11 protein-coding genes are annotated in these 11,516 nt (G+C 65.0%); 8 read left to right on the top strand and 3 right to left on the bottom strand.

Going from position 1 to position 11,516, the window contains the following annotated elements:
- Nucleotides 1–853 (top strand): alpha/beta hydrolase family protein (locus ACIQ6O_RS07145; protein WP_396207087.1); only part of this gene is annotated, 853 nt, incomplete at its 5' end.
- 226 nt (nt 854–1,079) lie between these two features.
- On the opposite strand, the gene ACIQ6O_RS07140 is transcribed toward ACIQ6O_RS07145, so the two are convergent.
- Complete coding sequence (locus ACIQ6O_RS07140) at nt 1,080–1,463, bottom strand: hypothetical protein (RefSeq protein WP_396207086.1); 384 nt, start codon at nt 1,461–1,463, stop codon at nt 1,080–1,082.
- A gap of 314 nt (nt 1,464–1,777) precedes the next feature.
- Between ACIQ6O_RS07140 and ACIQ6O_RS07135 the strand changes: the two genes are divergently transcribed.
- Nucleotides 1,778–2,719 carry a hypothetical protein gene (locus ACIQ6O_RS07135; protein ID WP_396207085.1) on the top strand — a complete coding sequence of 314 codons (942 nt, stop codon included), beginning with the start codon at nt 1,778–1,780 and terminating at the stop codon, nt 2,717–2,719.
- Here the strand turns inward: ACIQ6O_RS07135 and ACIQ6O_RS07130 are convergent.
- Nucleotides 2,670–3,074: a hypothetical protein gene (locus ACIQ6O_RS07130; protein WP_396207084.1), complete on the bottom strand. Its 405-nt coding sequence runs from the start codon at nt 3,072–3,074 to the stop codon at nt 2,670–2,672. The genes ACIQ6O_RS07135 and ACIQ6O_RS07130 overlap by 50 nt on opposite strands.
- 509 nt (nt 3,075–3,583) lie before the next feature.
- Between ACIQ6O_RS07130 and ACIQ6O_RS07125 the strand changes: the two genes are divergently transcribed.
- From ACIQ6O_RS07125 to ACIQ6O_RS07110, 4 genes are read left to right on the top strand one after another with little or no spacing between them, the layout of a single operon-like run.
- The gene (locus ACIQ6O_RS07125) at nt 3,584–4,567 is read left to right on the top strand and encodes a RimK family alpha-L-glutamate ligase (protein ID WP_396207083.1); all 984 of its coding nucleotides are present in this window, start codon (nt 3,584–3,586) and stop codon (nt 4,565–4,567) included.
- Nucleotides 4,568–4,569: 2 nt separating this feature from the next.
- Nucleotides 4,570–5,943: a hypothetical protein gene (locus ACIQ6O_RS07120; RefSeq protein ID WP_396207082.1), complete on the top strand. Its 1,374-nt coding sequence runs from the start codon at nt 4,570–4,572 to the stop codon at nt 5,941–5,943.
- Nucleotides 5,943–6,740 carry a gamma-glutamyl-gamma-aminobutyrate hydrolase family protein gene (locus ACIQ6O_RS07115; RefSeq protein ID WP_396207081.1) on the top strand — a complete coding sequence of 266 codons (798 nt, stop codon included), beginning with the start codon at nt 5,943–5,945 and terminating at the stop codon, nt 6,738–6,740. Before ACIQ6O_RS07120 ends, ACIQ6O_RS07115 begins: the two co-directional genes overlap by 1 nt.
- Before the next feature lie 30 nt (nt 6,741–6,770).
- Nucleotides 6,771–7,988, top strand: coding sequence for a carboxylate-amine ligase (locus tag ACIQ6O_RS07110; protein ID WP_396207080.1), 1,218 nt, complete (start codon nt 6,771–6,773; stop codon nt 7,986–7,988).
- Nucleotides 7,989–8,153: 165 nt separating this feature from the next.
- Here the strand turns inward: ACIQ6O_RS07110 and ACIQ6O_RS07105 are convergent, their stop codons facing one another.
- Entirely contained in the window at nt 8,154–8,915 is a 762-nt protein-coding gene (locus ACIQ6O_RS07105; protein ID WP_396207079.1) for an SDR family oxidoreductase, read from the bottom strand.
- Nucleotides 8,916–9,026: 111 nt separating this feature from the next.
- On the opposite strand from ACIQ6O_RS07105, the gene ACIQ6O_RS07100 reads away from it, so the two are divergent.
- Together ACIQ6O_RS07100 and ACIQ6O_RS07095 are read left to right on the top strand one after the other, a co-directional pair.
- A complete protein-coding gene (locus ACIQ6O_RS07100) occupies nt 9,027–10,145 on the top strand; it encodes an HmuY family protein (RefSeq protein ID WP_396207078.1) in 1,119 nt (372 codons plus the stop codon).
- Nucleotides 10,145–11,516: TonB-dependent receptor plug domain-containing protein (locus tag ACIQ6O_RS07095; protein ID WP_396207077.1), on the top strand; the 1,372-nt coding region annotated here is incomplete at its 3' end. The genes ACIQ6O_RS07100 and ACIQ6O_RS07095, both read left to right, overlap by 1 nt.

The raw sequence follows: 11,516 nt of genomic DNA, 5'->3' as shown, positions 1-11,516 counted from the left end.
CGAAGTCACGTGGACCAGCAAGGACGGCAAGCCTGTGGGTGGCGTGCTCATCAAGCCGGTGGGGTACGAGCCCGGCAAGAAGTACCCGCTGCTGGTGGCCATTCACGGCGGCCCGGCCGCGGCCGACCAGCTCAGCTTCAACGGCGGCTACGGCGCGCAGGTGTACGCGGGGCAGGGGTGGGCGGTGCTCATGCCCAACTACCGCGGCAGCACCAACTACGGTGAGGCCCACAAGAACGGCATCGTGGGCAACTATTTCGACCCCGGCTATCAGGACATCATGACCGGCGTCGATCATCTCATCGGCACCGGGCTGGTGGACAGCACCAAGATGGGCGTGCTCGGCTGGAGCGCGGGCGGACACTGGAGCAACTGGATCCTCACGCACACCAATCGCTTCAAGGGCATCTCGAGCGGCGCCGGGACGAGCAACTGGATTTCGATGTACGCCCAGTCCGACGTGCAGCGGAACCGCCAGCACTACCTCGGCGACAAGCTTCCGTACGACGACTTCGACGCCTACTGGCGCCAGTCACCCATCCAGTTCATTCGCAACGCCAAGACGCCCACGATGATTCACGTGGTGGAGGGCGACCCGCGCGTGCCCAGCCCGCAGAGCGTGGAGCTGCACATGGGCCTCAAGCGCGTGGGCGTGCCCACGGAGCTGTTCATGTATCCCGGCTTCTCGCACGGCATCCCCGACGCCCGCAACCGGCTCGTGAAGAGCATGTCCGAGATGGCGTGGATGGATTACTTCGTGCTGGGGAAGGGGAGCAAGTTCTCGTGGCGTCAGGTGCTGGAGACGCTGGAGGACCCGAAGGCCGAGAAGAAGATCGATGTGAAGGGGCCCTGAAATCGGCGATCGGCGTTCTGAGACTCCAGCCTGAGAGTCGAGGCGCGAGAAAAAGAAGTGAGCCCGGATAGAAGCGAGAGGTCCGCGGTCTCGAGGTGAGAAGTCAGTGGGCAACGCCCTCGCTTCTCGCTTCTAGACCGCGGACCTCTCACTTCTATCCGGGCTCACCTCTCCGCCTCAGCCTCTCGATTCTCCGGCTGGGGTCTCAGAACTCCGGACTGAGCGGTCAACCCGCCATCGGCCGGGGGAAGGGTGAGGGCGCCGCCAGCGCTTCCTGCGCCGCCGCCAGCACGCTTGCCGGCAGCGGTCCCGCGCCCGCCCGCCTGGCCGCCTCCACCACCATGCTCAGGGCGCGCGCCTGCGCGGCGTAGGCCGCGATGAGCGCTCCGCCAGCACCCGGCGTATTCATGATCTCGTGCGCGAGCAGGTCGAGATGCTGCACCAGCGCCGCACTCGAGGCGGCCGAGCCTGAGGCTTCGGGCCGATCGGCACGGTGCCCGAGGGAAGCCCCCTTGGCGCCGGCGCTCAGACCCGGAAACTGCGACGGCGCGAGCGCCTCCTGAATGCGCCCGTTCGTGGCGGCCAGTGCGGCCAAGCGACGGCGTGCCACCTGCGATGACTCAAATCCCACGCGACTTTCCTCGGAAGGCGGCGTCTGAAGGGGCAGAAGCGGACAGAATCGCGACAGTCCCCTTGACAGACGTCCATTTGTTACATAAATGCGACAGTGATGGCGATGCACAGCGTGCGGACAGGCCGCAAGCTGCTGGTGCTGCTCGTTTTCCGTTGTTGCTGGTGGCTGTTGCTGGTGGCGTGGCTTTGCAGGACGCCCGATCGAGCTTACGGTCGTGAGGGCGGGCCTGATCGTTCTCGTGATCGCTTTCCCGTAGGACCCCGTTCGAGCTCTCCCCTTTCGGAGGCTGGATGCCCGTCCTCACCCCGGCTACAGATCGTGACCTCGCCGCGCGCGCCTTGGCCGAATTGGCCCGGACGACGCTCGACGACCACTGGGCTGTCGCCGCTATTCCCTCGGAACGCCGCGCGCTCCTCCTCGAGCGCGCCGACGCGGCGGCACTCCGGCCAGGCGATGGGCTCGGCGAGCCGATCGCCGACGGACTCGCCCTGCTGGGCACCGCCTATGAATTGGCGGCGCTCAGCCAGCTCGATGCCGCCCTCCAGCCCACGCCCAGCGCGGCGCGCGATCTGGCCCAGGCTGTTCTGGCCCTCGGCGCTGCCCGCGCGTTCCGCTGTTCGGCGGCGCTGCGTCCCCCGATCGATGACGGGGAATCCGCCATCAAGTGGGCACTCAAGCTGGGCGCCCTCGCGCTCGTGTCGCGCCAGACCGACGCGTACGAGCGCTGGTGGGAAGCCCGCGCCCACATCGCTGATACGGTAAAGCGGGCCGCCCTCCGGCTGGACCAGGAACCGTGGGAACCGTACGCCCGCGGCACCCTGTGGATGGCATGGCTTGGCCTCATGGGCGCCCCGGTCGCGGTACTCCCCGAGCACGCCGCCGACGAACTGCCCATGCTGAGTGCCACGCGCACCCGGCTCGCGGCCTTCCGGGAACGCCGGGCCGACCACGAGCTCCCGGGCGATGGTCCGGTCGCCAATGCGGCGGCGCTGCGCGCGCGGATGACGGAGTTCGCCATCCGCCATCTGGCCGATGCCACCGAACTGCTGACGGTGGCGGTGCTCAGACGGACGCTCCCCGATGTGAGTGCTGAATTCAAGCTGCACCTCAGTGCAGCCCGGTCGGCGATGGCGGGCGATCATGGGCAGGACATGCTGCTGGCGTGGTTACAGGCTGCCGGCGTTACGCTGGCAGGCGGCGTGACCGCGCAGCTCGAACTCCCAGGATTCTAGTCCGTCCCGCGCCACCCACGGTGGCACGCCAGACCCGATAGACGCGACGGCCGGTGCTCCCCACCGGAAATGCCACGCGCCCCCCACCCAGAGGGATGATGTCGGCCAGCAGGGCGCCGATGGCGCGCTTGGCCTCGAGGGACGCGGTGATGTCCGCGTCCATGTCCGCCCCCGATTCGGTGTCGATGCGATACCAGGAGACGCCCTGAGCGCCCTCCGATCGCACGACGTAGCGGTCGTCATCCGTCCAGAACGCACTGATACGATCGGCTGCCAGTTCTGTGTGGATTGGCAGACATGTGATGGGCGCGAGCTCCATCGGACCGATTGGCGCGTCAATGGCGACGACGTGCATAGCTCTATTCCGTGAGAGGGCAGGAACGTGATCATCGATTTTCGCGGTAGCGCTGCGTCATCGATGGGCGGGGATGTTATGACGATCCACGCGCTCACGCAATACACGGGTTGTGAGCTAAGTTGTTGACAGTATTGTCGATATATGTGGGAAAGGATGTGGAGAACCAGCTAAGTCGCACCCGCGGCATCACGTACGCCCCAGGCGGATGTGGAAAAGCGGCTTCGTGATAACGCAGTGTTTTGCATTGGCTGGGGGATGTTTGTCCACATGCTCGTTGCTCACAAAAATGCTCTTTTCTTGTTTGCCAACACTTGTCAAGGCGGACCATAGCGCCTCCAGTGGCGTAGGCTGAAATGAGGCTACGCGTCCGGACCGGCGGGAATACTCTGGCGTCCGTATTCGTCACAGCCGAGGCGCTCAAGTGATTTTCAGGAACACGCGGCTGGCGCCGTCGCCGTCTGGTCCGCATAGTGGCGATATTCACCCGCAGGTCTCCCGGAGCGAGCGTGTCTATCGAACCCCGTATTGGATTGCTGGTGGGGCGGGAATGGTCATTCCCCCCCGCCTTTCTCGACGCCGTCAATCGCCGCCAGAGCGGTGTGACCGCCGACTACATCAAACTCGACGCCACCCGGATGGGGCAGACCGTGCCCTATTCCCTCATCATTGACCGTATCAGCCACGAGGTGGGGTTCTACCGCACCTTCCTCAAGCATGCGACGCGGATGGGCGTCACCGTCGTCAACAACCCGTTCATGTGGGCGGCCGACGACAAGTTCTATGACGCCACACTGGCCATTCAGAATGGCGTGGCGCACCCCAAGACGATGGTCCTGCCCAATAAGGACTACATCCCGGGGATTTCCCACAGCGAATCGCTGCGGAACCTCGCCTATCCGCTCGACTGGAAAGGGGTGGCGGAGTACATCGGCTTTCCGTGCGTGCTCAAGGACGCGCACGGCGGGGGCTGGCGAGATGTGTACGTCTGTCAGACCATGGAGGAGCTGCTCCATCACTACAACAGCAGCGGGCTCCTCACCATGGTCGTGCAGGAGTTCATCAAGTGGGACGCCTACGTGCGCTGCATGGTCCTCGGCCGCGAAGAAGTGCTCCCCATGCCGTACGATCCGGGACAGCGCCGCTACATCCCTGACCCGGGGTACCTCGGGAAAGACCTCGAGGACCGCTGCATCCGCGATGCGCTCACCCTTTGCCGAGCCCTGGGCTACGACATGAACACCGTCGAGTTCGCGGTGAAGGATGGCATCCCCTATGCCATTGACTTCATGAACCCGGCGCCCGACATGGACATCAACTCCCTGACTCCCAGCTACTTCGATTGGGTCGTGGAGCACATGGCCGATCTGGCAATCAAGCTGGCGACGGCGCCGCGGAGCGTCCCGGCCGTAGGCGCCGGTGCAGGGCCGGTGATTTCCGCCCCGCCGGCCGGTCTCGGACAAACGATCATCACACCTGGTATCACGAAGTAGCGATGTCCACACACGCTGTCGCGCGGTACCATGACACGCTCGCGGAGGGCACGTTCGCGGCCGATTCGGCTGCTGTGTTGACACAGCAGCTTCGTGACCAAGGCCTGTTATTCGGCGAGCGACCGCTGTGCGGCGTCCTTCGGCCGCGGTTCCTGTCGTTGGCCGAGTACCGGCTTATCGGTCGAGCCTGCGCTCTGGTGGGGTCGGCGTTTGAGAAGGTACGGCAGGCGGCCATGGCCGACGCCGCGCTGCGGGCGCGGTTCGGGCTGACCAGCTGGGAAGAGCAGCTCATCCACGCCGATCCGGGCTTCCCGGTGAGTAGTCCCACCTCCCGACTCGACGCCTTCTATGTCCCGGGGGCGGGAGAGCAGGGGCTCAAGTTCACCGAGTACAACGCGGAAACCCCGGCCGGCGCCGCCTACAACGACGCGCTGTCACGGGCGTTCCTGGCGCTCCCCGGCATGCAGGCCTTTACCCGGGATCATGTGGTGCTCCCCATCCCTGCTGCGGCCGGTGTGGTCGATGCCCTCCTGCAGGCCTGGCAGGCCTGGCGCGGGACCCGCGAGGCACCGCAGGTGTGCATTTTGGACTGGAAGGAGGTGCCCACCTACAGCGAGTTCGTGCTCTTCGAGCGCGAATTCCAGGCTCGGGGCATCCCCGTGTTCATCGGCGATCCGCGTGATGCGGTGTACGAAAACGGTCGGCTGACCGTAGGCGGCCGGCCGGTCACGTTCATCTACAAGCGCGTCCTCATCGATGAGCTCGTCACCCGGCTCGGCGTCGAGAACGCCGTGTTTCACGCCGTGAGAGATCATGCGGTGTGTATGGTGAACCCATTACGCTGCAAGCTTTTGCATAAGAAGGCTTCACTTGCTGTCTTAAGTGATGAGCGCCAGGCCGACCTCTTCTCTGCCGAAGAGAATCGGGCCGTGCAGACCCACGTCCCGTGGACCCGTGTGGTGGAAGCGCGACACACGCACTATCGCGACAGTGCCGGTGTCGATCGTACCGTCGACCTCCTCCCCTTTATCGCCGAGCGGCGGGAGACGATGGTGCTCAAGCCCAACGACGAATACGGCGGCAAGGGCATCGTATTGGGCTGGACGGTGGACGACGCCACCTGGCAGGCCGCCATTCAGACAGCCCTTGGAGAGCCATATATCGTGCAGGAGCGGGTGGAGATCCCCAGTGAACCGTGGCCGGCCCTCGTGGACGGGGCGTTGCATATCGGGGATCGGATGCTGGATACGGCGCCGTTCCTTGCGAACGGCGCGGTCATGAACGGCTGCCTGACCCGCATTGCCACGGATCCGCTCCTCAACGTCACCGCGGGGGGAGGTTCGAACGTCCCCACCTTTCTCGTCGAGGCCCGCTGATGTCCACCGGTTCGTTGACGTACCGCCCCACGATCGGGCTCACCACCCAGACGCTGCACTCGATCGACGGCATTCCGCCGGCGCTGCCGAGTTCGTGGGTGATGAATCAGCGGTACTTCCACGCGGCCACCGAAGCTGGGGCCGTCCCCTGGATGATCCCGCTCTTCGATCAGGATATGGCGACGCTGCGCGCCATCTATGAACGGCTCGACGGGTTACTCATCCCGGGCGGGGTGGACATCAACCCCGGCGAATACGGCGAATCGGTACGCCCGGAGTGTGGGAATCTCGATCCGGCGCGCGACATCGTGGAGTTGCAATTGGTGCGCTGGGCGATCGCCGATGGCAAGCCGGTGCTAGGGCTCTGCCGCGGCCTGCAGATCATCAACGTGTCCCAGGGCGGGACCATGTGGCAGGACCTCGCCTCACAAAATCCTGCGTTCCACAAGCACGACTATTTCCCCACGGCGGGCTTCGAGCGCGACCATATCGCGCACGAGGTGAATGTCGTCCCCGGCACGCATCTATCACAAATTCTCGAATGCACACGGTGCCCGGTGAACAGCATGCATCACCAGGGCATCAAGACCATGGGCGCCAACCTCCAGGCATCGGCCACGGCCGACGATGGACTCATCGAGGCGATCGAGACCACCCAGGAAGGATTCTGCGTCGGCGTTCAGTGGCACCCCGAAGTGTTCGAAATGACCGACCCGTACACGAGCCACCTGTTCGGCGCCTTCATTGACGCCGCGATTCGCTGGTCCACTGCCCAGGCCGCGACAGCCACCGCTTGATCTGCGCCCGAACGGGCGCAGGGGGACGTAATGAAGGGACCGACCCTCACGGTTGGTATCGAGGAAGAGTACCAGATCATCGATCCGGTGACGCGTGACCTCTCCCCTGGGTTCGACGCCCTGGTCACGAGCGCCTTCGCCACCGAAGCCGATGTGAAGGCGGAGCTGCACCAGTGTCAGGTGGAGATCGGCACCAAGCCGTGCGCGTCCATCGCCGAGCTGCGAACGGAGCTGGTGAAGCTGCGGGGGCTCGTGATCAAGGCCGCCGGTGAGCACGGGCTCACCATCGCCTCGGCCGGTACGCACCCGTTCTCCAACTGGATGAACATGGAGATGACGCCGAAGGAGCGATACCTCGGCGTGAAGGCGGAGCTGCAGGATCTCGCGCACCGCCTGCTCATCTTCGGTACGCATGTGCATGTGGGCATTGAAGATCCGGAGTTCCGCATCGATTGCCTCAATGCGGCCCGGTACATTCTGCCTCACATTTTGTGCCTCTCCACATCCTCTCCGTTCTGGTTCGGGCGCAACACCGGGCTTCACTCATATAGAAGCATCATCTTCAAGAACTTCCCGCGGACCGGTGTCCCCCGCATCCTGAACGGGTGGGGCGATTACGCCGACCTCGTGGATACGCTCGTGAAGACGAAGTCCATCCCCGATGGCTCGAAGATCTGGTGGGATGTACGCCCGCATCATGTCTATCCCACGCTTGAATTCCGCGTGTGCGATGTGAACACGCGGGTCGACGAGGCGGTGTGTATCGCGGCCATGCTGCAGGCCGTGGTGGCGAAGATGTGGAAGCTCCGCCGGGACAACATGACGTTCCGGGTGTATGCCGCCGATCTCATCGAGGAGAACAAGTGGCGCGCCGTGCGCTACGGCCTCGGGGGGAAACTCATTGACTTCGGCAAAAAGGAGCAGCTGGCGGCGCCGGTGCTCATCCGCGAGCTGATTGAGTGGTTCCTCGACGACGTGCTCGACGAACTCGGCACCCGCAAGGAAGTCGAGTACGCCTTCCGGATCATGGAGGAAGGATCGAGCGCGCAGCGCCAGCTGGCGACCTACGCCCGTACGGGCGACCTGCGTGCCGTTGTGGACCAGCTCATCCGCGAGACCGCCGAAGGCGTGTGCGAGCCCACCCTCGGGCCCCCGCTTGAGAGCCAGGACCGTCCGGTAAAGGCGCTCGCTGCTGCGCGGCTCAAGCCGGAAGCGCATGCGGCCGTGCGGGGGCAGTCGATTCCGTAGTACGCCGGAACGGCGGAAGCTGGTAAGACGGAAGCTGGCAAGACGGAAGCTGCTCCAACGGGACATGCAAAAACGGGAGCTGCCACGGCCGGGCAGTTCCCGTTTTTGTAGCTTCCGTGCCACGAGCTTCCGTTCCACCAGCTTCCGTGGCGCTAGCTCCCGCCGTTACGGATCCCGCCCCAACTCCCGGAGATACCCCACCGCCATCTCCGCCATTCCGCTGCGCGTGTACACGTCTGCCCGCCGATCGGCGATCACCTGCGCGATGACCTCCGCCACCTCCTCCGCACTCTGCGAATTGGGGAGCGTATGTGAGTCCGGGCCCCCGTGGAGCGCGTTGCGACCGAATTCGGTGCGCACCACGCCGGGGCTCACGAGCGAGAACTGGATGTCGGGGTGCGTCTCCTGCACCTCGGCGCGCATGTTCGCGGTGAGCGCGTTGAGAAAGTGCTTCGAGGCGCTGTAGGCCGAGCGGAAGGTGGCCATGGGGACGCGTCCCAGCATGGACGACACATTGATCACATGGCCGCGGCCCACGAGGCGAAAGTGCGGGAGCACGGCCTGCATACCATACAAGGCGCTCTTCACGTTCACCTGCATCATGTCATCGATGTCAGCGTCGGTGAGCTGAGACGGGGCGCGGGTGATGCCGCGTCCCACGTTGTTCACCCAGATATCGAGACGGCTGAACCGGGAGAGCGTGGTCTCCACCACGTCTTCCACCTCACTCCGCACAGTCACATCGGCCGCCATGGTCACGATGTCGGGGCTACCCAACTGCCCGGCGAGGGCCCGTAGCGCCTCGGCGCGACGGGCGACGAGCACCAGGTGATGCGTGTGGGCGAGGCGGGTGGCGAGGGCTGCACCGATACCGCTCGAGGCTCCGGTGATGACCACGACCGGTCGGGAGGGAGGCGTGCTGGACATGCGCCCAAGATAGGGGGGCGCCGTTCCGCGCCGGCAGGGTGGGATAATTCCCGTAGTGGGACTGCGGTAAATACGAATGCAACCCCGCTCCCGGGGTAGGTAGCATCGGTTATGCCATACCCGACCACTTTCCAGACTCGTCCGGCCACGGCCGGCGTCTTTCGCACGTCGCGCTCGCGGGCCCATTTCCTCGCCGTCGTTCTCGCTGGTGCCGCCCTCCTTTCCGCCTGCGAGGGCGAGAGTGACCCGACCGGTCCCGGGACGCTGAACCGCGAGCCGGCCCTCAACGAGGTGGTGACCTCGCAGCCGCTCAACGCGAGCAGCAACGACACGCTCGTGTATTTCAGCTTCACCACCGGTGGGTTGGTCGCGCGCTCGGCGGATTGGGATCTGGCGTTGCGGCGTTACGAAGTACGGCTCGCCTCCCCAGCCAACGGCGCCTCGAAAACGGTCATGGGATTCACCCTGGCCAACAATCAGAACGCGGCGGCCGCCGAGGTGCTGGCCTTCACGCGGGCCAATACGCTGGCGGCGTTCGACGCGTTGCGTGATGCGCAGGTACCGGCGGACAGCCTCTTCACCACCGACCGGCTGGCCGCGAATCCGCAGGCGCATATTGTCCTCGGCGGTGTGCCCGTCGCGAACGCCGCGCAGTTCTGGAAGGTGCGTCTCGCCAATGGGCAGTTCGCGGTGTTCCGCAATGCCGTGATCGGATTCAACCGCGCGCGTGCAACGGACTCGGTCGTGTTCGAATCGAGACTGCAGACCGGCAATTCTCTCGGTGCCGTGCAGCGACTGGCGGTGGCCCCGGGCGGAGTCACGCGGGCCATCAGCTTCGCCACCAATTCAGTGGTCACGCCGAACGGCTGCAACTGGGACATGCAGTTCAACCCCGATCCCACCCAGCTTGCGATCACGGTGAATACCGCGTGCAACGTGGCGACCAATCCCGGTAGCGCATCGCCCACGTTCGCCGCGGTGACCGCCGCGAACGATGCCCCGCAGTACGCGCCGTTCCTCTCGCAGCTGCTTGGGCCCATTCCCAATTCCATCCTCGATACGAGGGCGCCGTTCCGCTACGACCTCACTGGTCAGCAGCGTCTGCACGCCGCCTTCAACACCTACTTCGCGAAGGTTGGCACGAGGGTCTGGAAGTTCCAGCTCATCGACTACTACAGCAACACGGGAGTTGCCGGCTATCCCACCGTGCGGTACGCTCGCATCCGTTGATGCGACTGCGCGCGCGCCATCTCAACGTATTCGCACTCACTGCCGGCATGACCTTCGTCATGCCGGCAGTCGGCGTAGCGCAACGCGCCCCGATCAGCGGGCAGGTTGTCTCACGGGCTGATGGCGCGCCGGTGGCGTCGGCGGAAGTCCGCCAGCTGTCGAGTGGGGAGCGAGTGCGCAGCGATGCCGACGGGCGATTCACGATCGGCGCGCGCACCGGAGATTCCGTATTGATCCGCGTGCTCGGCTATCGTGAGCGCCGACTTGCGGTCGATGGCGATGCATCGAAAAGTGCCTGGCGTGTGGTGCTCGAGCCGCTCGCCACAGTGTTGCCGGTGTATACCACGACGATGGGGCAGCGAGTCATTCGCGCCAACGAATCACCGCGCAGTGTGACCGTCGTGGATCGCAAGGAGATCGATGCCACGGCGGCCGTGTCGGCGAATCAATTGCTACGGCAGTTGCCGGGCATGCAGGAGCTGCCGGCGCCGCCGAGCAAGACGAGCATTTCCATTCGTGGCTTCGACGACTCGCGTGTGCTGGTCCTGGTGGATGGTGAGCCGGTGGCGGGGTCGCTTGTCGAGAGTCGGGACATCGGCCGCTTGAGCACGATCGCCACGGAACGCATCGAAGTGACGAAGGGGCCGAGTAGCGTGGAGTTCGGCAGCGATGCGCTGGGCGGTGTGATCAACATCGTGCAGGCCGCGCCCACGAAGACGCTGACCGTCGATGGCGTGGGGCGGCATGGCGAGTTGGGGCGACAGGAATCGTCGGTAGGGGTGAGCAATACCACCGGACGCGTGGGGTATCGCCTCAACGGTGGCTGGCGGCAGACCGATCGTCTTACCGGATACAATGCCGCCGGTTCGACGTTCAACCGCATCTTCGATCTGCGCGGCGATGTGCGCATGGCGCTCGGCCGTGAGTGGACGGCACGACTCGACGTCCAGGGCTCGCAGGAGCGGCAGCGGTTTCCGCTCGACGCGAACTTCAACGGATTCATCGACAACCGCGGCGGGCAGGGCTTCGCGGAGGCGCAGGGGCCGGCGATCGGCGGTCGCTTGCGCGTGCGCACGTTTCAACAGCGCTTCAGTTATCAGTACCGGCAATCGCGTGGCCTGCTCCCCATTCGTGGCTCGGCGGACTCGGTCGAGCAGCAGGAACGACAGGGACGCTATTTGATTGCGTACACGAAGGTGGCCGGGCGGCATGCGATCGATGTGGGGGTTCAGCATTCGCGCCGCACGCTCGTGGCACCCACCAAGGTAGACGGCGATAGCGCGCGAGAGCGCATCACCGAAGTCTTTGCGCGTGATTCATGGACCATCGGCGACGTGCTGTTCACGGCCGGCGCGCGCCATACTTCGAGCA

Origin of the sequence: Gemmatimonas sp. (assembly GCF_044345575.1) — a bacterium.
Lineage (GTDB): Bacteria > Gemmatimonadota > Gemmatimonadetes > Gemmatimonadales > Gemmatimonadaceae > Gemmatimonas.
Note: the sequence above shows the minus strand (reverse complement) of the source record. Positions and strands in the feature narration are given on the sequence as shown.

What these genes read in the sequence shown, in the direction of transcription:
- ACIQ6O_RS07120 (WP_396207082.1), top strand. Translation starts at nt 4,570, where the DNA reads ATGTCCACACACGCTGTCGCGCGGTACCATGACACGCTCGCGGAGGGC.
- ACIQ6O_RS07105 (WP_396207079.1), bottom strand. Translation starts at nt 8,915, where the DNA reads ATGTCCAGCACGCCTCCCTCCCGACCGGTCGTGGTCATCACCGGAGCC.
- ACIQ6O_RS07110 (WP_396207080.1), top strand. Translation starts at nt 6,771, where the DNA reads ATGAAGGGACCGACCCTCACGGTTGGTATCGAGGAAGAGTACCAGATC.
- ACIQ6O_RS07115 (WP_396207081.1), top strand. Translation starts at nt 5,943, where the DNA reads ATGTCCACCGGTTCGTTGACGTACCGCCCCACGATCGGGCTCACCACC.
- ACIQ6O_RS07135 (WP_396207085.1), top strand. Translation starts at nt 1,778, where the DNA reads ATGCCCGTCCTCACCCCGGCTACAGATCGTGACCTCGCCGCGCGCGCC.
- ACIQ6O_RS07130 (WP_396207084.1), bottom strand. Translation starts at nt 3,074, where the DNA reads ATGCACGTCGTCGCCATTGACGCGCCAATCGGTCCGATGGAGCTCGCG.
- ACIQ6O_RS07100 (WP_396207078.1), top strand. Translation starts at nt 9,027, where the DNA reads ATGCCATACCCGACCACTTTCCAGACTCGTCCGGCCACGGCCGGCGTC.